The 22,343-nt window shown below is 67.6% G+C and carries 18 protein-coding genes; 11 read left to right on the forward strand and 7 right to left on the reverse strand.

Annotated features, from left to right (window positions below):
- Positions 1-124 precede the first annotated feature (124 nt).
- From M8H82_RS18800 to M8H82_RS18815, 4 genes are all read left to right on the forward strand, one after another.
- Positions 125-1,117 (forward strand): hypothetical protein, encoded by a 993-nt coding sequence (locus M8H82_RS18800; protein WP_250075539.1) that lies wholly within the window; start codon positions 125-127, stop codon positions 1,115-1,117.
- Between the two features lie 387 nt (positions 1,118-1,504).
- Positions 1,505-1,648 carry a hypothetical protein gene (locus tag M8H82_RS18805; RefSeq protein WP_250075541.1) on the forward strand — a complete coding sequence of 48 codons (144 nt, stop codon included), beginning with the start codon at positions 1,505-1,507 and terminating at the stop codon, positions 1,646-1,648.
- Between the two features lie 152 nt (positions 1,649-1,800).
- Positions 1,801-2,040 carry a hypothetical protein gene (locus M8H82_RS18810; protein WP_250075542.1) on the forward strand — a complete coding sequence of 80 codons (240 nt, stop codon included), beginning with the start codon at positions 1,801-1,803 and terminating at the stop codon, positions 2,038-2,040.
- A gap of 31 nt (positions 2,041-2,071) precedes the next feature.
- Entirely contained in the window at positions 2,072-6,517 is a 4,446-nt protein-coding gene (locus M8H82_RS18815; RefSeq protein ID WP_250075544.1) for a hypothetical protein, read from the forward strand.
- Positions 6,518-6,574: 57 nt separating this feature from the next.
- Here the strand turns inward: M8H82_RS18815 and M8H82_RS18820 are convergent, their stop codons facing one another.
- Both M8H82_RS18820 and M8H82_RS18825 read right to left on the reverse strand, forming a co-directional pair.
- Positions 6,575-7,192 (reverse strand): SMI1/KNR4 family protein, encoded by a 618-nt coding sequence (locus M8H82_RS18820; RefSeq protein WP_250075546.1) that lies wholly within the window; start codon positions 7,190-7,192, stop codon positions 6,575-6,577.
- Positions 7,193-7,744: 552 nt separating this feature from the next.
- Entirely contained in the window at positions 7,745-8,848 is a 1,104-nt protein-coding gene (locus M8H82_RS18825; protein ID WP_250075548.1) for a M48 family metallopeptidase, read from the reverse strand.
- 398 nt (positions 8,849-9,246) lie between these two features.
- On the opposite strand from M8H82_RS18825, the gene M8H82_RS18830 reads away from it, so the two are divergent.
- On the forward strand, positions 9,247-9,660 hold the full coding sequence (locus M8H82_RS18830) for a VOC family protein (RefSeq protein WP_250075736.1): 414 nt from the start codon (positions 9,247-9,249) through the stop codon (positions 9,658-9,660).
- Between the two features lie 263 nt (positions 9,661-9,923).
- Here M8H82_RS18830 and M8H82_RS18835 read toward each other — a convergent pair whose 3' ends face one another.
- The 3 genes from M8H82_RS18835 to M8H82_RS18845 form a co-directional block, all read right to left on the reverse strand.
- Complete coding sequence (locus M8H82_RS18835; RefSeq protein WP_250075550.1) at positions 9,924-10,067, reverse strand: hypothetical protein; 144 nt, start codon at positions 10,065-10,067, stop codon at positions 9,924-9,926.
- 68 nt (positions 10,068-10,135) lie between these two features.
- Complete coding sequence (locus tag M8H82_RS18840; protein ID WP_250075551.1) at positions 10,136-12,124, reverse strand: amino acid transporter; 1,989 nt, start codon at positions 12,122-12,124, stop codon at positions 10,136-10,138.
- Between the two features lie 867 nt (positions 12,125-12,991).
- Positions 12,992-13,372 carry a hypothetical protein gene (locus M8H82_RS18845; RefSeq protein WP_250075553.1) on the reverse strand — a complete coding sequence of 127 codons (381 nt, stop codon included), beginning with the start codon at positions 13,370-13,372 and terminating at the stop codon, positions 12,992-12,994.
- A gap of 245 nt (positions 13,373-13,617) precedes the next feature.
- On the opposite strand from M8H82_RS18845, the gene M8H82_RS18850 reads away from it, so the two are divergent.
- Positions 13,618-14,067, forward strand: coding sequence for a hypothetical protein (locus tag M8H82_RS18850; protein WP_250075555.1), 450 nt, complete (start codon positions 13,618-13,620; stop codon positions 14,065-14,067).
- Between the two features lie 532 nt (positions 14,068-14,599).
- A complete protein-coding gene (locus M8H82_RS18855) occupies positions 14,600-15,697 on the forward strand; it encodes a MerR family transcriptional regulator (protein WP_250075738.1) in 1,098 nt (365 codons plus the stop codon).
- 417 nt (positions 15,698-16,114) lie between these two features.
- Here M8H82_RS18855 and M8H82_RS18860 read toward each other — a convergent pair whose 3' ends face one another.
- Positions 16,115-16,498 carry a hypothetical protein gene (locus M8H82_RS18860; protein ID WP_250075557.1) on the reverse strand — a complete coding sequence of 128 codons (384 nt, stop codon included), beginning with the start codon at positions 16,496-16,498 and terminating at the stop codon, positions 16,115-16,117.
- 232 nt (positions 16,499-16,730) lie between these two features.
- Between M8H82_RS18860 and M8H82_RS18865 the strand changes: the two genes are divergently transcribed.
- The 4 genes from M8H82_RS18865 (at position 16,731) to M8H82_RS18880 (ending at position 21,847) form a co-directional block, all read left to right on the forward strand.
- Positions 16,731-17,717, forward strand: coding sequence for a helix-turn-helix transcriptional regulator (locus tag M8H82_RS18865; protein WP_250075559.1), 987 nt, complete (start codon positions 16,731-16,733; stop codon positions 17,715-17,717).
- A gap of 1,336 nt (positions 17,718-19,053) precedes the next feature.
- Positions 19,054-20,304, forward strand: a complete 1,251-nt coding sequence (locus tag M8H82_RS18870) for a PP2C family protein-serine/threonine phosphatase (RefSeq protein WP_250075740.1) — start codon at positions 19,054-19,056, stop codon at positions 20,302-20,304.
- A gap of 277 nt (positions 20,305-20,581) precedes the next feature.
- On the forward strand, positions 20,582-20,758 hold the full coding sequence (locus tag M8H82_RS18875; RefSeq protein WP_250075561.1) for a hypothetical protein: 177 nt from the start codon (positions 20,582-20,584) through the stop codon (positions 20,756-20,758).
- Positions 20,759-20,917: 159 nt separating this feature from the next.
- Complete coding sequence (locus M8H82_RS18880; RefSeq protein WP_250075563.1) at positions 20,918-21,847, forward strand: ADP-ribosylglycohydrolase family protein; 930 nt, start codon at positions 20,918-20,920, stop codon at positions 21,845-21,847.
- A 55-nt stretch (positions 21,848-21,902) separates the two neighbouring features.
- Here the strand turns inward: M8H82_RS18880 and M8H82_RS18885 are convergent, their stop codons facing one another.
- A complete protein-coding gene (locus tag M8H82_RS18885; RefSeq protein WP_250075742.1) occupies positions 21,903-22,337 on the reverse strand; it encodes a hypothetical protein in 435 nt (144 codons plus the stop codon).
- Between the last annotated feature and the right edge of the window lie 6 nt (positions 22,338-22,343).

Raw genomic sequence — 22,343 nt, forward strand, 5'->3', positions numbered from 1 at the left:
GCCGACCGGTCGGGCCAACGATTGCGGCGGCTGGGGCTGCAGCCGCGTCGACCTCATCTCCGCCCTCAAGAACAACAACGCCCGCCAGCGCTTCGCCTGAACCACCCGAACAGGAGCCACCCGCATGGACACCACCCGCAAGGCGCTCGCCGCCACCACCCTCATAGCAACCAGCTTCCTCAGCGCCTGCACCGCCGGCGACGACAAGCCCAGCCCGGCCGCCGCCAACCAGCCCGTCGTCAACAAGGACAAGTGGCCCAACCCCACCCCCACCGCCGGACTGGCCAAGGGAATCAGTCTTCCGCTGGAGCCCTACATGGTGTCCTACGCCGATCGCGTCACCATCGAAGCCGCCGAGAACACCCTGACCTCGTCGTGCATGAAGGAGTACGGCTTCACCGTCACCCTCCCCAAGCCCGGCGCCAATCCCCCGCCGTCCGACAACGACGCCAACATCGAGCGCCGGTACGGCATCACCGACCGCGACCAGGCCACCAAGCACGGCTACGACTTCGCCCCCATCCTCGAAGAGCACGTCGAGCAGAACATGCCCGAACTCACCGACGTCCAGGTTGAAGTCCTCACTGGCCATACCAAGCCCGAGAAGCCCGAACCGCCGAAGGGCACCAAGGCAGGCGAGCCGTACTTCGCCGCCCCGGTCAGCAAGCCCGCCCGCGCCGAGCACAACGGCATCAAGCTCAAGGAAGGAGGCTGCACCGGCTGGGCGAAGAAGCAGGCCGGCATGAATGAGCAGGACGTCTACTTCGTCTCGGACCTCAACGGCCAAAGCCTCGCCGCCTCCCAGGACGCGACCGCCGTCAAGAACGCCGTCAGCGACTGGTCCGCCTGCATGAAGAAGGCCGGGCATGATGTCGCCACCCCGTGGAAGGCCATGGAGCAGGGCGCTACACAGGACAACAAGCCCACCAAGGACACCATCGCTCTCGCGCTCGCGGACATCGACTGCAAGGAGCAGACGAACCTCATCCGCATGTGGGCCGCCGAAGAGACCAAGATCCAGAACAAGCAGATCGCCGCCAACAAGGCCAAGCTCGACGGCATCAAGAAGGACCTCGGCGAGCGAATCACGGCCGCCAAGAGGATCAGCACGCAATAAAGACCTCAGTGTGCACACTCATTCGCTTCGCCAAGTTCGCGCGCGCCACCCGTCCGACGATCAAAAAAAGGGGAAACCCGCATGAAGTTGCCTACCCCTCTCGCGCCCGCTCCCCTCGTCAGTGCCGCCATCACCGCCCCAGCGTTCCCTGCGCCGCAGCGGGATCGCCGCCTGCAAAAGGGTGAGACGGTCACCGGCATCGACAAACAGGCCAACGCACCACCCGGCAGATGATGGACGCCAACCCGGAGGTCGCAGCCGCCACCTGCCAACGGGCGCGGTCCCGGACACACCACCTCCACCGGCGCCGCGTCCTCGGGAACCTACGGCTCCATCTACACCTGGTGGAACGGCCAGGCATCCGTCTCCTCCTCCTACGCCCAGCCCATGTACGCCGTGCTCTTCAACGACACCGGCTGCACCCGCTACATGGGCATCCGTCTCACCGTCAGAAGCTGCAACCAGCGTGCCACCGTGACGTTGGCCGTAGCCGTCACCGCTTTGGCAGCAGCTACCGCCTGCACCGGCTGAACCACCGAGGTCAGCAGAACCCCGGTACCCGCGGTCGCCACCAGTACGGCCTTCACAACTCTCCGCCTTCACCGTGAAGTTGGAAGCGGAGCACACACCGTCATTCTCTCCAGGAAGGCTCCACCCGCGTCCTGACCTCCAGGAACGTCACCGTGGACGCCATCACTGGAGACGGCGGCGTGTTCACCACCGTCACCGCCCGCAACACCACCGACAACGTGCAGAACTACGGAGTCGAGGTCAGCAACGGCGACGGCCAAGGCTGGGTCGCCAACACCTATCGCCTCTATTGGTCCCCGCCCAAGGGACCAAAGCCGAGGCATTCACCGATGGCGGCACCCGCCTCGGACCCATGCCCGAACAGCCGCCGAAGATCTGCATCGACCGGCTGACCACCTACGAGAAACAGGAACACCAGCTCACGTGAAGCAAACCCGCAGAGGCTGGCGGATATCCGTCGTGGTCGCCACAGCGACCGCGCTGGCCATACCGCTCACCATGCCCGCAAAGGCCGACACACCCACCCCGCCCAAGGGTGCGGCCAACGGCTGGAACACCACCAAGAAGACCACCCCGCGCCCGACCGCGATCCCAGCCAAGGACCGCATCAAGACGCTCGGCACCGGCTACAGCAAGTCCCAGGACACCGCGTTCACCACTTCTGGGGATGCGACCGGCTTCCACCTCCTCACCGCCGGCGAAGCGGACGGCTACGGGTGGAAGACCGCCGCGAGTCTGCGTGAGGACGGCTTCGACGCCGACAGCTGGATCGGTAACGCCTGCCTCACCGAATCCGGAAGGTACGCGGCCGTCGCCTACGCACCGCGTACCTTCACCAACCGGCCCGAGCTGATGGTGCGCGGCGCGTTCGCCGCCATCGTCAACCTCAAGACCGGCGCGGTGAACAAGCTGCCCTTCAACGCCTCCCTCGCCTACTTCAGCCCCGGCTGCGGCAACGGCGACCAGGTCGTGTTCACGCAGCTCTCCCACGACGGCGACAAGAAGCAGAACACGCGCCTCATCACCGTCAACGCTGCCACCGGCAAGCCAACCACGTCGGCCGAGTTCCCCGGGCAGGTCACCTCAGCCGTTCCCACGAAGAACGGCATCGTCGCCGCCCACGGCAACAAGCTGGTACGCCTGAACGGCAAGAAGGAGACGGTTCTCCTCACCACCAGGACCGTCCCGTTCCAGCTCACCGCCGACAAGGACGGCGGTGTCACCTTCATCGACCGTGACATCGACCGCAAGGCCGGTGCCACGGTCAACGCCCGCGCCCGCCACCTCACGCCGGTACAAGCCCGTACGGGCAAGGCGAACGCAGCCGTGGTCGCCTCGGGCAAGCTCACCGACTGGGACCTGACCCGCACCTCCAACGGTCGCGTCTACATCACCGGTAAGGCGGCCAACAAGACTCAGCTGCCCACCCAGGTCGCCAACCCTGGTGGCATTGCCAAGGGTGCACGCCTGTCCAGCCACGGCCATGCCGCCGTGACAACCATGTGGGCCGACGGCAAAACCAGCCTCATCACCCCCGACAAGGCCAACCAGGCCCGGGCCGCACGGAACACGGTGAAGGTCCTCGCCACCGGCACGACCATCACCCTCGACGCAACGCCTCGCCTGAGTGAAAAGCTCACCCAGGCGGGCAGCGCCATGTCCCCGGCCATCGGAACCCCGAAGCCGACGAAGAAGAGCGCGGTGGGCACGACGGACGAGGGTGGCATGTCCACTCAGACCGTGCGCACCCAAGCCCTCGCCGCATCCCCCACGGGGCCGTCCGAGGGCACAGATGAGCGCTACTGCGCCGTCACGCGGAACGACTCCAAGAAGGCCGCGTTCCAGCCCACCCCCCGCCAGGTGGAATGGGCCGTGGACCAGGCCGTTGTAGGCAAGCTCGACTTCTACCGGAACTCGGACTGGAAGAACACCGGCACAGGCGGCTACCAGCCGCAGGGCCTCTTCCCGCCGCTGCTCCTAGCGGGTGACCCCAACGGCACCCTCGACACCGAGGACGCCACCAACGACAAGTGGCACGTTCCCGCACAGGTCATGCTCGGCATCACCGCGCAGGAATCCAACATGTGGCAGGCCACCCGCTTCGCTGTCCCCGGCGTCACCGCCAACAGCCTCATCGGCAACTACTACGGCGTTCAATACACCGCCGAAGGCACCCAGGCCGATCCGTGGCGCATCAACTGGTCGGAGGCCGACTGCGGCTACGGCATCACCCAGGTGACCGACGGCATGCGCCTTGCGGGTAAGACGAAGCCGGGTGAGACCGCCCTGTCGACCCTCACCCAGGAAGCCGCCGCCCTCGACTACACCGCGAACATCGCCTACGGCGTGCGCATCCTCTCCGACAAGTGGAACCAGGTCCACCGCATGGGGATGAAGGTCAACGACGGCCACCCCAAGTGGATCGAGAACTGGTTCTACGCCCTGTGGGCGTACAACTCCGGTTTCTACGAGAGCGCCGACAGCGCAGGCCACAGGGGCCTCGGCTGGACGAACAACCCGGCCAACCCGCTGTGGAAGGCCAACCGAGTCATGTTCCTCCAGCACGACACCAACAGTGCGCTGGACGACTACTCGGATGCCGCCCACCCCCAGGACTGGCCGTATGAGGAAAAGGTCATCGGCTGGGCCGCACGACCCATCTCCGCGATGTTCGCCCCCGGCGACTTCCAGGCCGGATACCGGGCCTCATGGTGGAACTCCAACCTCGACCGCGCCCAGGCCAAGCCGCCGGTCGACCTGTTCTGCAACGCCTCCAACGACTGCGTCCCGTCCAAGATCGGCGACAACGACTCCAACGACCCCGGCCTCGGCGCCTGCCAGCTCGATGCCGGCGACTCGGACACCAACGACCACTGGCTGCACTGCTGGTGGGATTCGGACGCCACATGGAAGAACTGCAACACCGGCGCCCAGTGCGGTAACGGCGTCCACCGCTTCAACACCACCTACGGGGAACAAGCGGACGCCGCCTCCTACCCGCCGAACTGCACCAGCACCCTGCCGACGAACGCCCTGATCGTGGACGACCTCCCGAACGGGCTCACCCCAGCAGGGTCCGATACCAGAGGGTGCGGGCCGGTGAAGTCAGCCGGAACGTTCAACCTCACCTATCAGCCATCGAATATCATCGACGCCGAAACCGGGCAGACCGTCACCACCTACCCGGGCAAGATGGACACCCACCAGATCGGCGCCGGATGGGGCAACCACTTCTGGTTCACCCACACCCGCTCGCCTGAGTCGTTCCCGGCGCCCGGTGACCGGATGAAGGTCACCGGCACCTGGAAGCTGAACGCCCCACTGACCAACTCCACCCGCCAGGCGAAGATCTTCGCCCACATCCCCGACCACGGAGCACAGACCTCCAACGCCGTCTACCGAATCCAGACCCCCGAAGGCGAAATGGAGGCACCCACATCCCAGAAGGCCAACCAGGCCAACAAGTGGGTAAGCCTCGGCGCCTACTACTTCGGAGACCAGATCCCCGAAGTGAACCTCGACAACTTCAACGGCGGTGACGGTGCCGCCGACATCGCCTACGACGCCATCGCCTTCGTGCCGGGCACCTACAACGGCCTGAACCTGGGCTCCTTCCCCAGCCCGAACCCCAACGCCGCAGAGCCCGCCCCGGTGGAGCCCGCAGCCCACATCGACGGCCGCTTCTTCTCACTCGGAGCCACCAGCGCCCTGAGCGCCCCCACCGAGTCCAGCAAGTCCGCCATGACCGCGCAGACAGCTTCCGCCTCCTCCGTGGGCGGCATGTCCTGCTCGTCCATGACCCTGTCGATGGACTTCGACCGCACCGAAGCGTGCATCATCGACGAGATCTACATCAACCAGGCAGCGGACAGTAACAGCCCGGCCAAATCGGCCAAGTTCCGCTACATCCACGAAATCCACACCAACAACCGCACCAAAACCATCACGCAGGAGATGTACATCAGCCTGCAGAGCCTCACCGGCGCCACCCGGACATCGTTCGACGTCACCTCCCTGTGCCGGGGCAACTGCACCATGGCGCCGAAGAACACCAACGGCTCCAGCGGGTCCTTCACTGTGGGCGACGGCCACGTCTACCACATCACCCAGACCATGACGTGGAACGGCACCGGCAGGGACGTCATCCTCCCGCACTGGAGCTACGAAGGAACCCTCGACGGCGTGCGCACCAAGTCCACGCCCACCGCCGAGAAGGACAACCTCACCATCCGCTGCGACACCGTGGTCACCACCGCCGGCGGATGCGTCTTCTCCTGGTACAAGCCCACCTACGTCATGAACTCCAAGAAGTTCCCGGGCGCCGCCGCCCACATCGCCCTGATGTGGAAGAAGACCAACGTCGACTGGGGCAACAGCAATGGTGGCAAGCCCCTGACGTACCTGGCGCAGAAGCTGAGCCCGACCAGCACCTCGGGCGAAACCCAGGCGGACGAGAACCGCAGGTTCATCTGCGGCCGCAAGTGGCGCAAGTTCTCGGGTACCGGTGACTTCAGTGACCTATGGACCATCGAGGCCCAAGCACCGCGCACAGACGGAATCAGTTGTGACGAGTTCGCCTTCGCCAACGCAAAGGAGAGCGCCGGAAACCCCTCCGGACCCAACCCCGTCACCTACAGCGGCGCCGAATGCGTCCAGACGTACATCAAGCGCAACACGGATGGAACGTCCTCCATCCATCTCCGTCCGGACTACCCGGACCCCACGTGGAACGAGCCCTGCGGCCGGTCCTCCATGTCGACGTGGCAGAACACACAGTCGATGCAGCCGTTCGGCGGGTTCATCTCCAACCAGCGTCTCCTGGAAGACGACCAGTACTGGGTTGACCTCGACGGGTTCACCCTTCCGTAGGTAGGCAACTGAACAAACACGAACCCCCCACGGGAAGCCGTGGGGGGTTCGTGCTTGTCAGTCCCATTCGATGACGCCGTCCGTGATGCATCCCGGAGGGTCATCAGCCGTACGCGCACTGAGCGGCTTGATCTCGTAGTGCTCGCCCTCCGGGACAAGTCTCCTCATGAGCTGGAGCTGATGATCGAAGAAAGCGGGCAGGTCGGGGAAGGCGTGCTCGCGGACCTCGCCGTAGTCGCTCCACGTGCCGACGGCGGCGGTGCGGGAGTCGATGAACAGGCCGCTGAGCCAGTCCGCGTCGACGGCGAAGGGAATCCACCCGGGCTGCCAGTAGTCGTCGTTGCCGCCTTCGGTGCCGCGCTGCCTCTGGTAGGCGTACACCTCGGGGATGAGCGTGGTGGAGAGCAGGTGCCGGTCGCTGTGCAGGAAGAGACCTTCAGTGGCTGCCCCGGCACGGGTTTCGCGTGGCGGGCCGGGGTTTACGCCGTTGGTGAGGCCAAGGAGAGTGGCGAGGGCCGGGGGGAAAGCGCGGCCGATGGCTTGCTCAGCGATGGCAATGTCGTTGGGGTGGGCGCCTGGGGCGAGTGCGCCCGCATTGTTGGGGGCGTTTTCTGTGAGCCAGGTGATCAACTGGCTCCACACCTGGTGCACTTGCTGGGCATCGTTGAGGTTCACAGGCGTGAAGTATGCCGCACACCCCTCCTGAACGCTTCTCATCCTGTGGTTCGCGGGTGATGACGGCCGGTGGTCGGGGCCGTGACGCGGCAGGGCTCCTGGTCGTCTCGGCTGGTGATCTGAACCGTTCCGACTTCTCTGCCTGTGTCTTGTTGGCCGGTGATCAATCGGCTCAACGTCGTGAACAAAGCCAGTATCGAGGGGAGTTACAAGAGGGAGTCACTCACGGCTACGCCGCCTGCCGCAGTATGGGCACCGTACGGGCCATGCTCTTTGGTGCCGAGGAAGCGTTCGAGCACCTCGTCGACTGCCTGCCGAACTCCCATCAGGTCGCGCGCCTCGGGGAGCACGGCAGCAGGTCGGGGAACGGTAGGGCGGAGCGTGGAAGTCATGGACCGTGTAGGCGCCATCGAGCCTGACGGCGTGCGGCCAGTTCCTGTCATGCCCCACTAACGACCCTCGGTCACAGATGTTCCGTCGGCCTGCCCGAAGTCTCACGCCCCCCGAGTTCCTTACGGTCCTCAAGGCGCTGCGACAGGGCAGCAGCGCGTGTCAGCGGACCAGGGCGGTGCTGTCCCGGATGAACCGCTGCGCGACGGCCCGTTTGCCAGGTTCCAGCTCTCGCTCCACCCCTTCTGCGGCGCTGCGGTCGAGCGTCACCATGGCCGGATACTGCGGGGCCGCGCTGAGCATGCCGATCCGCCCCTGCGGGACATCGGGCGGGAACGTATCGCCAGAGACCTCTCCGGCGTAGGCGGCGAGCTTTTGCCACAGCCCTTCAGCCGCATGCGGGCGGTCGAAGGTCCGCGCCTCGACGGCCAACCGGCGCAACTCGGCGCCCATCACACCCGACAGGCCACGGCACTGCAGTGCCTGTACGGCTGCCTCCGTGGACGCCACCTGGGCGGCAAGCCTGTCCGAGCGGTACTCGACCTCCTCGGCCACGGACGCCGCAAGGCCTTGGACCAGGCGGGCCATCTGCTTGTGCGGCCAGGTGGCGAGCCATATAGCCCAGCCCGACAGGGCGCTGTCCACCCGGAAGCGAGCAGCGGCATGAGCCATTTCGTCCGCACGCCGGCTCACGGGAGATGCGGCCAATGCCTGTTCTCGCATGGTGGCCGCCGACGATTCGGACGGCGCAGCGGCGCTGTGCAGGAGGGGAAGCACGGTGCGCACCATCATGTGGTGCCTTACGTCACCGGTGGCGAAATGCCCAAGTTCATGAGCCAGGCAGGCAATGCGCTGCTGCGGCGTGAGCAACTCCCACAGGGCGAGGCCGATTTCGAGGCGTCTCCCGCGCATGCCGAATGGCACGGCGCGGATCTCAAAGCGGTGGGTGCACTGGATGACATCGACGGTGCGAGTGCCCAGCACGTGTGCGACTTCGTCGACCAGCGCGAACAACTGGGGTGCATCGGCTCGCCGTAGGGGCCGCTCACCGTCCACCGTGCTGCGGCGGGGCCGCAGTTGTACGGCCAGGCAGATCAGGAGCAGCCCGAGGACGGGCTGGATGATCGTTGCCCACCCGAAGATGATCAACAGCGTGCCACCCACGACCAGTGCACCGGTCAGCAGATGCATTAGTGCCGAAACCGCCACGGCCATTGCGGCCTTCACCCGATGGCCACGGGCGGGAGGCACGCCGTGGTTGATCACTCGCTGACCGGCCGTCCCACCTTCTCTGACTAGGCGCACCTGCCCTGACCCCCGTTCCCCGATGCCGCACCCACGTGCGGTCCACCGATCTTGGCAGGACGCGTCGACGGACACATTGCCCGAGACCGGCAATATTGCAGCCGAGTTCATGCCTGCCCCTGGCACCCGGACGCCCCGGCTTGAGCCGCTGCGCCGCCGTCACCGGCCTGCTCTCCCCGCCCCCGCACGCCCCCCTCGCCAGGCCGATCGCCGACGCCCTCGACTACCCGGACCTCGCACAGCAGGCGCGCGAGGGCCTGATCCGGCCGTTCGTCGAGGACTTCGAGTGCACATGCGGCATGCCACAGCGCCGGCTCCACCCGGTGTCGGGCTCATCAGACGTATGGCAAGATCACCGGATGCTACGACTCACCGACTTCATCATCGACTGCCCGGACGCGATGAAGCTGGCGGCCTTCTATTCCGAGGTGACAGGGCTCCCGGTCAAGGACGGCAGCAATGAGCACTGGGCCGGGATCCAGCTCGGCGACATCGAGTTGGCCTTCACCCCGGTAGAGGACTACCGCCCCCCGCAGTGGCCCGGCAGCGAGCACCCCAAGCAGTTCCACCTCGACTTCGAAGTCGACGACATCGAAGCCGAACAGCGCCGCGTCCTGGCCCTCGGCGCGACCCTGCACCGGGACATCACCGACCCCGACGGCTACGGCTTCCGCGTCTACACCGACCCCACCGGCCACCCCTTCTGCCTCTGCCGCAACAAGGGTGTCACCTGGACCGAACAGGGCCCCGTGTGGCCCCAGCGCGACCAGTAGGGCCAGGCATCGAAGCAGGCGCCGCCCCGTCAACGGCAGTGACGCGGGCGGCGGCCAGTCGACGGAGGGCGAGCCGGCCGAACCGACAGGCCGCCGCATGATGGCGTAACGGTCTGCCTGTCGCCGTCAGCGGCGCCAAGTTCGCCGACTTCTCGACCGGCTGACCCACCCGCCTGCCAGGGGGTGGGGAACGCGGCATGCGGCCCTGCACCGTCGAGCCAATTCACCTGCCCGCGTCCCCCCTCAACTGCGGGCGGGAGAGGTCAGGGGCGGTAGATCATTTCCAGGAGGCCGGCGGTGATGAGCATCCATGCACCAATGCCCATGAGCCACCACCAGTCCATAAGGGCCCCTGTCGTGACGAGGACGACGGCTCCGATCATCAGGCTGATGATGGTGAACCGCATTCCGTATTCCCCAACAGCTCGCATGTTCCGTCGTCCTGTCAGCGGCCCACGCTGTGGTGGACTGCGGGTCATCCGCCGACATGGATGCCGGGGCGGCGTGAAGGGTCGGGTTCGTTCTTGCGGATGATCTCTCGGGTGACCGGGGCCGTGTCCCCGCGGCCGAGGAGGAAGTAGCGGAACATGTGCACCAGGGGGCTGCCCTCGGCCCAGGCGAAGTGGCAGTGCGGCTGGACGCCGGTGGCGTTGCGCAGGGCCAGGAGGATCGCGGCGATGGCGTTGGGCGCCGCTGGGGCCTGAGCGCGCAGGATGCGGTATCCGTCGATTTCCACCCCGTGGACGGTGAGGGCTTCGCTGAAGTCGGAAGGGTCGACGACGTCGATCTCCAGGAACAACACGTCGGCCCGGCCGGGGACGGGGTTGATGTGGCGCTGTTCGTCTTCCTTGGCGGCGTATTCGGCGGCGTCTCCGGCCTGGCGTCGGTTGGCGATGATGTTGATGGACTCGTCGTGGGCGAGGGTGTCGGTGATGAACTCGCGTGCGACCTCGTCGAAGACAATGCGGTCGGCGCGGAGTTCGGTGGTGCGCGAGACGCGGGAGATGAGTGACACGGCGATGATGCCGGCGATGAACACGCCCGAGATGGCGATACCGTCGGGCTTGTCGACGATGTTCGCCAGCAGGGCGTAGAACAGGATCGCGGTCAACGCCGCGAAGCCGGTACCGGCCAGGCGCCGTCCGCGGCGGATGACAGAGACGGTGACGGCGAACGCGCCGGAGACCATCATGGCCAGGATGCCGGTGGCGTAGGCGCCGGCTTGCTTGTCGACGTCGGCGTCGAAAGCGATGGTGATGCCGATGGACACGGCCGTGTACACGATGACGACGGGCCGTACCGCACGCCCCCATTCCGGGGCCATGCCGTAGTCGGGGAGATAGCGGGGCACGATGTTGATCAGCCCGGCCATCGCGGAGGCGCCGGCGAACCACAGGATGAGGATGGTGCTGATGTCGTAGAGAGTGCCGAACGCCTCGCCGACGTGTTCATGGGCCAGCCACGCCAGCGCACGGCCGTTGGCGGCACCGCCCGCCTCGAACTCCTCCTCGGGGATGAGGACGGTGGTGACGAAGCTGGCAGCCAGCAGGTAGACGCTCATGATCAGGGCGGCGGCGGTGAGCAGCTTGCGGGTATTGCGGATCCGGGACCGCAGGCGCTGTTCGGGATCGGCGCCCTCCGCTGCGACCAGCGGCATCATGCTCACACCGGTCTCGAAGCCCGACAAGCCCAGGACCAGCAGCGGAAATGCCAGCAGGGCGGGCCCGGCCAGATCCCCGAAGCCACCCATCTCCCCGAGGGCGTCGGTCCAGGCGGAGAACGCCCCCGGGGTGCTGATCACGTGGGCCAGCCCGACGGCGATGATGACGGCGTTGAGCGCCAGGAACACCGCCACCAGGGGAATGGCCACCTTGACCGCCTCGCTGAAGCCGAGGAGGAACACTCCGCCGAGGATCAGCAGCAGTCCTACAGTGAGGGCTACTTCATGGCCGTGAAGCACCGCGGGGAAGAAGGGGTTCTCCACGACGTGGACAGAGGCGTCGGCGGTGGACAACGTGATGGTGATGATCCAGGAGGTGGCGACGAAGCCGAGCAGAACGAGCACGAACAGCTTGCCCCACCAAAACGGCAGCAGGTCCTCCAGCATGGCCACCGACCCGGCGCCGTGCGGGCTCTCCTTCGCCACCCTGCGGTACATCGGCAGCATCCCCAGCAACGTCAGCGCAACGATCAGCAAGGTCGCCAGCGGAGAGACCGCCCCGGCAGCGAGCGCCGCGATCGCCGGGACGTAGGCGAGGCTGGAGAAGTAATCGACGCCGGTCAGGCACATCACCTTCCACCACGCCTGGGGCTGCGCATGTCCTTCCCCTGCGGCCGGCCCCACCGGCTGCACTTGGTGGCGCAACAGCCACCGCGCGGATGCACTGGTGGGCTGGGCCCGCACCGCCGGACTGTCCACGACCTCCGGTACAGCCAGACCTTGCGTGTCCTTCGACATTCCCATCGCTTTCTCCTACGGCCCCGAGGGACCGCTCCTCCGGCAGCACCACAGCGCTTCAAAAACGGTCATCACGTCTGCGGTCCGCCCACAACACCTCCGGCCACCAGCCCGGAACTTGCTGCTGGCAGTGATGATCACCGCGACCGACAACACCGACGCAGGCCGCCTCAGGCCGCCCCGTACGGATCCCTCGCAGTGCCCAAGGGCATGTCATAAGGCCTGGGGTGCGCCGGCTCCTCGTACCGCGTCCTTGATCACACTGCTCTCCCGACATATTCCTGTCCGTCGGGCGCCCGTGGGGTGGAGGAGGTGAACGCGCGCAGGCCGCGCAGACGACGCTCAAACATGAAGAGGACGCCCTCCAGGGGCAGATCGGGACGTGAGCCGCAGCATTGGCATGCCACTGGGAGCCTCACCGCTCATCGCGGGCTTGAGCAGCGTAATCCGCACCATGGACCGCCAGGACCGTCCCGGCAACTCCTTAACGCAATCTGTACGCGCGAGTGCCGACGGACCTCCGGACACGGTTGTGTCCCTCGCCGCGTCGAAGGTGACACTGGATGACGGAAGCTTGAGCGCCGGGCAGCAGTCTGTGATGTCACGCCCTCGACCTTGGGAAGCCGCGCCCCTTCAATGCCGGTTCCGGACGCTGAGCTCAGTGAACGGCACGGGCCATGCGGGGCGGTGTGGGCGGCACCGGCCGGAGGTCCAGGCGTGCCGCGCCCCTGGACGGGGCTGCAACCCCACGCGCTGACGACGTCGCCATGGCCGTCTCCAGATCGGCAGGTCCGCGGACGGACGAAATGCCACGCACCCCCGCAACCCTTCACGGGTTACAGGGGGCGCGGTCTTGGCGGGCGCAAGGCGCGGTCAGAAGCAGGGGTCGACGGAGTCGGCGGGGTCGGTGCCGACGTTGACGTTGCCGCCCCAGACGTAGTAGCCGTTGTACTGGCCGCCTTGACTGTCGTAGATGTTGCCGGCGTACCAGACGGCGGTGGTGTATCCACCCGCCGTCACCGTCTCGCCGTACACGTAACAGATGCCGTACATCTCGAACCGGTCCACGGTGGGACCGGTGTTGACGCGGACCTGGCTCTGGGTGTTGGGGGCGGTCCGGACGTTGCTGTTGGGCTGCAACGAGACGTGGAACGCGTCAGGGCGGGCCTCGGCCGCTGTGGCGGAAGCGAGCAGGGTGAAAGCGGCGCCAGCGGCGATGCCGACGGCGGCGACACGGGTGCTGAGCAGGGACATCGTCAAGCTCTCCGTCAGATGCAGGGACCCCACAGGGGGGCGTGGTCGGCCCGGGGCGGCATGGCGCCGTCCCGTCTCAGGGACTGGTGCGAGAGGGGAGCCGTATGAGCGCTGCGGCGGACGCTTTTCCTCCGGGCGGGTCTCATACGGGACGGGCTTCGATCCCGTCTTCTGAGTGCTGACGTTCACTCCCCGCCGACCCGATCCGGTCGGCGCACACGTCAGCCCGTCGAAGGGAAACCCACATGACAACGGCACTGCGCCGTGTCGCCCGCCTGGGCGGCAGCGCGGCTCTGCTCGGCACTCTGCTCCTCGGCGCCGGCACCGCATCCGCCCAAACGTCCCCCTCCACCGCCCCGGCACGGCAGGCGGTCTCCAGCGAGCAAGCCGCGGGCTCGCTGTTCACGACCTGGGCGACCGACGTAAACCTGCGCAACGACCTCAAACGCGTGAACGGGTGGGCCTGCGGGGAAAGTCCCTCCACTACCAACTGCCCCGACGTCACCGGCCAGGCGCAGCCGGGCGACCAACTCGAAGTCCACTGCCAGACACTGGGACAGACCATCGGCTCCAACCCCTACTGGGTCTTCGTCGACAACCACACCCGCGGCACCTACGGCTGGATGGCCAGCTACTTCATCGCGCACCCGGACAACAAGCTGCCCGGTGTCCCCTCCCCGTGCATGGGGCCCTGAGCCGCCACATCCAGCTCTCCGCCGGACCGTCAGCAGATCAACACGACTCCTTCGCGCGCTGCGACCCTCATGACTGACGGGCCTTCTCCGCTCCTGTACGGACGTCGAAGTGGTACGGCGGCGAGGTGGGAATCACATCGACTTCCGTGACGGTGTCCTTCACCGGCCCCAGCACGGGCAGGCGAACATCACGCCTCCCCCCGGGGCGCACCGACCTGCGGCAGTGTGGCCACATCAGGTGGGAGTGATCCCGCCGCGGCCAGCTGTTTGAAGACCCAGGGCAGGCCGGCAAGTCGGACCCGCTGGTGTGGATCACCGGGGGCCGGCCGCCGTGCCTGCCCTTGCGCAGCAGGCGGCGGCACCGAGCCCTCCTCGCAGGGGTGGCTGAGGGGAAGCTCCACCGACTCGCTCCACGTCGGCGCACCACCTCCCTGTCCCGACCTGCGCTACGGCACCTGCTGCCCTGCGCGCGGTTGTTGACCCTCACGTGACGTCAGACTGCATAGTCGAAGCCGTGGCAGATCACTGGACCGTGGGACGCGTGGCCGAACTCGCCGGCGTGAGCGTCCGCACACTGCATCACTACGACGCGATCGGGCTCGTGCACCCCTCAGCGCGGACGCCAGCCGGATACCGGGCCTACGCCGCAGGCGACGTGCAGCGGCTCAGGCAAGTACTGGCCTACCGGCAACTGGGCTTCGGCCTGCGGGAGATCGCGCACCTGGTCAACGACCCCACCGCCGACACTGTCGCGCACCTGCACCACTTGCGCGGCCTGCTCCTGCAGCAGCGTGCGCACACCGACGCCATGGTCGCAGCCATCGACAGGGAACTTGACGCACGGGCCAAGGGAGTAACGGTGACACCGCAAGAGCAACTGCACCTGCTGGGTGCACAGTTGTACGACGCCATCGGCGGCGCCTACACCGCCACCCGGCGCAGCGATCCCCGGATCGCCGCACAGATCCTGGACGCGCTCGGGGACGCGCAAACCGTACTCAACGTCGGGGCCGGCACTGGCAATTACGAACCCGTCGGCCGCGACGTGACCGCAGTGGAACCCTCCGCACTCATGCGGGCACAACGGCCCGCCGGCTCAGCCCCGTGCATAGCCGCCACTGCCGAACACCTGCCCTTCAAAGACCACTCCTTCGACGTCGCCATGGCCGTCTCCACGGTCCACCACTGGCACGACCCCATAGCCGGGCTGCGCGAAATGCGGCGCGTGGCCCGCCGCACTGTCGTCCTCACCTTCGACACCGACGAACCCGGATGGCAGAACCGGTTCTGGCTGACCCGCGACTACCTGCCAGAATTCGCCACCCTCCTCACCCCATTCCCCTCCCTCACCGCCATGGCCGACGCCACCGGCGCCCGCACCGAACCAGTGCCCGTCCCATGGGACTGCGCCGACGGACTGTTCGAGGCCTACTGGCGCCGCCCCGAGGCGTACCTGACCGACCACGTGCGCCGGGCGATGTCGGTATGGACAAAGGTCGGGCCGAAAGCCGAGCAGCGGGCCGTACGACACCTCAGCGACGACCTCAACTCCGGCCGATGGGCCGAACGCAACCACCACCTCACCAACCAACACACGGCAGACCTCGGCCTACGCCTGCTCGTGTCCTGAGACACTCGCCTGCCAAAGTCTTTTGAGTTCACCGGCAGCGGCCCCGGCTCGCACCATGATTCTTACGGTTGACAGCAGCGCCCCGGGAAGCGGATCGGAAGCGGTAAGGCCCGGGGCGCACACCTCGCCTCGCGGACCCGTTGCGGTGGAGGATGCCGAGCACGTCGAGGAAGCACCTGCTGCCGCGTGCCAGGCGGAACATCCGGCGATGAAAACGGGGTGGCCGGGCGCATCGTCTCGTCGCTCACCGCTGCACCATGGGGCCAGCGGGCTGGTGGGCGGGCCCGAACCGGACAGCCCTGCCCGCCGGGCTGATCACCACACGTCGGGCACCGGTGCGCTCACCGGCCGGTCGCTGATGGCCCGCGAAAGCGGGGAGGGCCGCTCCCGCGGTGAGTTGCGGGAGCGGCCGTCGGGTCACCAGCAGAGGGAGCTGACGTTGCCCACCTCGTTGCCCTTGAGCAAGCCGCCCCAGATGTACTTGTTGTCCGAGAGGTACACCCACTTGTTGTGGGTGTAGCCGTTGGCGGAGACGGTGCCGCCCTCGAGCCAGCACACGGCGGTGAGGTTCTGGTTCGCCGCGACGGTGTAAGCGATGGAGTAATCCGTCGACGGCCCAGTCCGCACATTGCCCTGGACCCACGTGGTGACCGTCTCCCACTGGGCGCCCATGTGCGTCCGCTCGGCCTGCGGAGCTTCTGCTGCGGAGGCCGGAGCCGCCATACCGGTGGCGGCCATCACACCCACCGCTGCCGTCATCATGATCTTGGCCAGCGGGCGGGAACTCGTCCTGTGCATCATCTGATTCCCCCTGATGGATTCCGGGAAGCCCCGGTGCGGGCGGCGTCCCTCGTGCGGCCAGCGTCACCCGCGGTTCGGCGCCGTACAAGCTTTTCGAACATCCCCGAAACGTCGCCGCGCCCCTCCCCCACGGTGGCCAGAAACCGACGTCCCGGGGAAGGACATCCCGCCGCACGGTGTTGTGCCGGTCGGAGCACGAATAACGCTTCATCGTCACGACGGGGATTCTCTGTTGACCGGTAGTCGTCTTTTACTGGGCCCACTGGACGAGGTGCACGTGGAGGTGGCCCGGACCCCCGGCGCCACCCTCTTCCCCGTGCTGCACGAGGTGCTGGGAGGTGCGCGGCACGGGGTGCCGGGGCGGTGGCGGAGCACGGTCGCATCCGCCCTGCCCGCCTCGGCCGACGTGATCCGCCCCCTGTTCGGGCCCGGACACGGCTGGCTGCCCGACGTCCTGGCGCTGACCGGCGACGTGCGTGCCACCCGTATGGGGACCGTGCTGTCCCAGCTGCGGGAGGCCGACCCCGACGACCTCGCGGCCGAGGTGCGCGGGCAGTTCGGTGACGCGGTGCCTGCAAGCTGGCAGCGGGTCCTGGACGATCCCGCCCGTTTCCTCGCTGCGTACCACGAGGTGGCCGACGCTGTCTGGCGGCGCCTGGAGCCGCTGTGGGCGCGGACGGACGCCCTGCTGGGCAAGGAGACCGAGCGGGTGGGCTCCGCCGTCGTCAGCCGCAACCTCGGCGCGGTGCTGACCGCTCTGAGCCCTCGGGTGCGTTACGTGGACGGGGCGCTCGAGCTGCCACAGTGCACGACGGAAGTCTTCGAACTCGCCGGCCGCCGCCTGGTGCTGGTCCCCGTCGTCTCCGCTACGGCCGTCTCGATGCACAGTCTCGACCGCGACGACGTGGTCTGGTTCAGCTACCCGCTGCCGGGACTGAGGCGTCTGGACCCATCGCAACACCAGCCCACGCGCGAGGACGGTCTCACTCAGCTGCTGGGACCCGTCAGGGCAGGCGTCCTCCGATCCGTGCAACCCCCCGCAACCGTCAGTGAACTGGCCCGCACACTGAACACCGGGGTCAGCACCATCACCTACCACTGCGAGTACCTCAAAGCGGCAGGCCTGCTCCAACGAGAGCGCTACGGCCGCGAAGTGCGCCAGCGACTGACCGGCCGCGGCGCCGAACTGGTGGAGCTGCTCACGGGACCGCCGCGATAGCCCCGGCCGCGAGCCGCTGAACAGACACCGCGTGAACTCCACGCCCACCTGACGCCGTACTCCCCTGCCCGACCCGCACTATGAATGCCAGTCCCCAGCGGGTCGGTGCCCGGCCCTGGAGCGGCCAGGCGGAAGCGAGGGCGCAGGCGCAGGCGCAGGCGCAGGCAGCCTCATCGACCGTGCAGGACCCACCCGCGGAGAGGTCTTCGAGGGTACCCAGTGCGGGCGCGGCGGCGTCGCGGACATTGGGTTGACCCCGAGGAACGGCTGCCAAAGCAGTTGGCGGAAGTTCGGGCCGACCGGGACGGCCTTGCTTTCGCAGCAGCTGTCCCGGAGCAGGTCGGCAGACAGATCGCTGATGGATTCGGCTTGGCCTCGCCGGTGCCCGCGCAGATTGGCGGCGGTCATGCTGATCCCACACCGCACCTCGATGCGGAAGAGAGCGTGCCTGCGCTGGACTGCCAGCTCAGTGAGCTCTTACATTCGTCCGGTTCATCCCCCGCTCGGTTGCAGTTCGTCGGCTACGCAACTCGCTGGTTCGCGACGCCTCTTCGCCCCTGCCGAGTAAGGGCGTCAGCCGACGAAGGTCGAAGGAGCGGGCATGAGGAGGTACCTGTGGTCGCTGGCCCCACATGTTCGGGACACCATTGACTTCGAGTCCCTGAATGGTGGCGATCCCCGGCGAGCGTCCGCCGCCACCGCCCACGAGTGCCGGCCCGCTGCTGGTGACCCAGCAGCTTCACTACGACCTGGTGCATCCCCTGTGCTCCATCCTGACCACGGCCCGTCGCCGCGGGCCGAGGCCGGACCGCCGAGGTCCACCTGCCGGCACAGGAAGAGCCGCCGTTCCCGGACCGCGACGACACGGACAGCGAACTGGAGGGCCGCTCCAGGCCGCCCTTCCGGAGACGGTGTTCCTCCAGCTGAATGCTCGGGGACAACCACGCGCTGCTCCAGGCCGGCACTGCCCGCAACTTCGTCTGACTGCCCCGGCGGGGAGGCCGCCACCCGTGAAGGCTCGCACCCGGAATTCGACTGCCGAGTGGCCCGACATCGACATCGGCGCGCTCGACAACAGCGTGCGGCGCTGCCGATACCCGTTCCGCCTCTGGACGATCCGAGAGAGACGCGGTGGGCATGGCCAAACCGCCCGGGACCCCAGATCCGCATGGTGCAATGGGCCCAGCCGGTGCCGCCCCCGGCGCGGACCTTCGCGTATCCGGGCCGAATATTCCGGGTCGGCATCGAGCAACAAGGGGTCGCTGTGACCGCAGGAGAGTCGGACGCTGGGTGGGCCTCTCGTCCTCTCGCGGGCGAGAGCCTCAGGGGGAGGGCGCTGACGTTGGCGGGAGTGTTGGAGGCGGCGGAGGCCGCGGCGCCCGTAGAGTCGCTCGACGTGGTCGCGCGCATGCTCAAGGACCACCTCGGAGCGGCGTCGGTGTCGTTTCTGATCACAGACTTCACCGGCAGCTCAGTCGTGCGGCTGGGGGCGGCGGACAGTGTCGAGACCGATGAGCCGGCCCAACGCATCCCGCTGCGCGGCACCCTGTATGACGATGTGATCCGCAGCCAACAGCCACAGGTGCAGCACCGAGGCGAGAGCCGACTGGTGCGAGTCGTCGCCCCGGTGACCAACCGCGGAGACGCCATCGGACTTCTGGAACTGTTTCTTCCCGCGCCGCCGGGGGCGGAGGTGATGCGAGAGATCGCCGAAACCGCGCACGCGCTGGCGTACATCGTCATCGCCAACCGGTCCCACACAGACGTGTACCAATGGGGCCGGCGCACCAAGCCGCTGAACCTGGCAGCCGAGATCCAACACCGCCTGCTCCCGGCGTCGCTCGCCTGCGAGGCGGCACAGTTCGCGGTCGCCGGGGCCCTGGAGCCCGCCGACCACGTTGGAGGTGACACCTTCGACTACGTGATCGACCGGGATACGGTCCAGCTGTCGGTGACCGACGCCATGGGCCACGACGTCGACGCGGCTCTGCTCGCCACCCTGGTGGTGGGCGCCCTACGGCGAGCTCGGAGGGAGGGCGCCGACCTCGCCGAACAGGCGCGCCAGGCCGACCGAGCCATGCGCGACCACGGCCGCAGCGGTTACGTCACCGGCCAACTGCTGCGCATCAGCTTGATCCACGGCGAGACGGAGTTCCTCAACGCAGGGCATCCGTGGCCGCTGCGGATGCGCGACGGAGAAGTCCAGGAGATCCACCCGAAAGTCGATCTCCCTTTCGGCGTCAGTCTCTACGCATCGCAGGCCAACACCTACCGCGTGCAGAAGCTGGACCTCCGCCCGGGTGACCGGCTGGTCATGCTGACCGACGGCATGCTCGAGCGCAACGCCGAGGACCTCGACCTGTCGGACCTGATCACCCGCACCCGCGCACTGCACCCCCGCGAAGCCGCCCGCACTCTCATCAAAGCGATCGTCGACGCCAGCCACGGCCACCTCGACGACGACGCGACCGTCATGTGCCTGGACTGGCGCGGCGTCGCCACCTCCGAGCGCGACGCCGCTCACGGCGCCGACCTCACCGACGCCTCACAACCGTCAAGGACAGGGCCACCTGCTCCCGGACGATGACTGCAGGGAAGCGACGCAGGGGAGCTCCCCTCAGGCGCTCTGGTCTCGGGTCGTACAGGGCTGCGGGCGCCGGGCCTCCGGGAAAGCTCGGTAGTCGGCGCGCCGCTCTCGTCGACTTCGTCCGGCCAGCCGTGGATGTACAGCTGCAGTCTGTTCCACAGCGGACTGCCGGCCAGTTCGGCGCAGGTTCGATGGGTGAGCGAACCGGGGCTGGTCATCGTGGTCGTGGCGCTGGACCCGGCCGCGGAGCAGCTGCTCGTCACCGCCGACAGAACTCGTGCCCGTCGACGTATCCGTCCACGACCCGTCCGGCGCGTACGTCGGCGAGATCCTCGTATGGACGGACCGCGGAGCCACGCTCGCGGCCCTGGAGTGCACCTGGTTCACCGACAAGATGCCCACGTCTCTTCCGGCCGTTGCGGACGGCCGGCTCATCTGGCCATCGTGCAGCTGAACAGGGCCAGGGCCTCAATCGTCAGTCCAGTGCTGGCAGCCGCCTTCTGCGTCGGCAAAGGCCGGTATGTCGAGCCACGTCTATCCAGCGCACCCCAGCCTTGAGCGTGCTGCACGGTGGCGAGGCGTGCCTGGTAACGAGCGCAGATAGCCTGCACGGATGAAGCGGATTCAGCGGGCCGCCGGCGCGGTCGTCGGTTCAGCGGTGGGTGATGCCCTGGGCGGCCCGTTCGAGTTCGGTCCGCCGGGAACGTTCTCCGCGCGGTTTCCCGCGCATGGCGCCGGCGGCGAGATGTGCGGAGGCGGTGGCTGGGACCCTGGTGAGGCGACCGATGACACGCAAATGGCCGTCCTGGTCGCGCAATCCCTCCTGGAGCGGAGCGGACTGGATCTACCGGACATCTTCGCCCGCTTCCAGCGGTGGGCTACGTCAGAGCCCAAGGACATCGGCCTGCAGACCGAAGACGTCCTGACCAACGGAATGCCCTGGGACCTCGCCGCCGCCATCCACTTCCAGGTCAACCAACGTGCAGCGGGAAACGGCTCCCTGATGCGGGCCTCGACCTCCGCGGTCTACTTCGCGGCCGCCGGCCAGGAAGCCACCATGGACGCGGCCCGCCGCATCGCCGCGCTCACCCACGGAGACCGCGCGGCCTGGGAAGGCACCGCAATCTTCCACGAACTCATCCGCCTCATGCTCGCAGACACCGACCCCCTCACCGCGCTCCCCGACATCCTGGCCCTCGTTCACCCCGAGCACCGCAACCGCTACGCCACCGTCCTCACGCCCGACTGGCACCCCGATCAGGCGACCGAGTTCAACGGGGCCGTCTGGCCCTGCCTGGGCTCCGCCGTCTGGGCGCTGCGCACCACCACCAGCTTCGAGGACGCGATACGCGCGGCAATCGACCTCGGCGGCGACACGGACACCGTCGCCGCGGTCACCGGCGGTCTGGCGGGGGCGTACTACGGGCTGGACGCGATCCCCGCCCGCTGGACCCAGCCACTCCACGTCCCCCTCCCCGGCTCCAACGGACGGGTACTGCGCCTGGCCGACCTGCTTCACCTCGCACACCGCCTCGCAGGCTGAAACGGCTGCTGCTCCACGATGCCCCTCTCCCCCGGACTTCCTCCCTCACCAGGAGTCACCTGGCCAGCGGCTCCGCCAGGAGAACGACTCGATCAGCTGCGACGTCGAATCCGAGCACCGGATGACCATCGGCGCCCTCCGGATGCATCAGCACCGGCTTACCCAACCGCCGCCCGATCTCCCGCAGGAAACTGCAGAACACATCCAGTCGCTCCTGCCCCTGCAACTCGCGCAGATCAACGTCGAAATCGATCGCCTCGTCCGAGTAGAAGCGGAAGATCGCCAGCACGTCAGCGGTCAGCCACACACGCAGGTTCGGGCACTCAGCATCCGCCGGTCGAGACAGCGCAGCCTCCGCGCGAGGCAGGGCAAGCACCCTCTCTCCCTCGGAGTACTGGCACCTCCAACCCCTCTCGACGACGAGATCCAGCAGGTCCTGCCAGTCGCGCCCCGAGGCATCAGGGACACTTACATCCGGCAGTGGTCCCATCAGATG

The organism is Streptomyces sp. YS415 (assembly GCF_023544665.1).
Classification (GTDB): domain Bacteria; phylum Actinomycetota; class Actinomycetes; order Streptomycetales; family Streptomycetaceae; genus Streptomyces.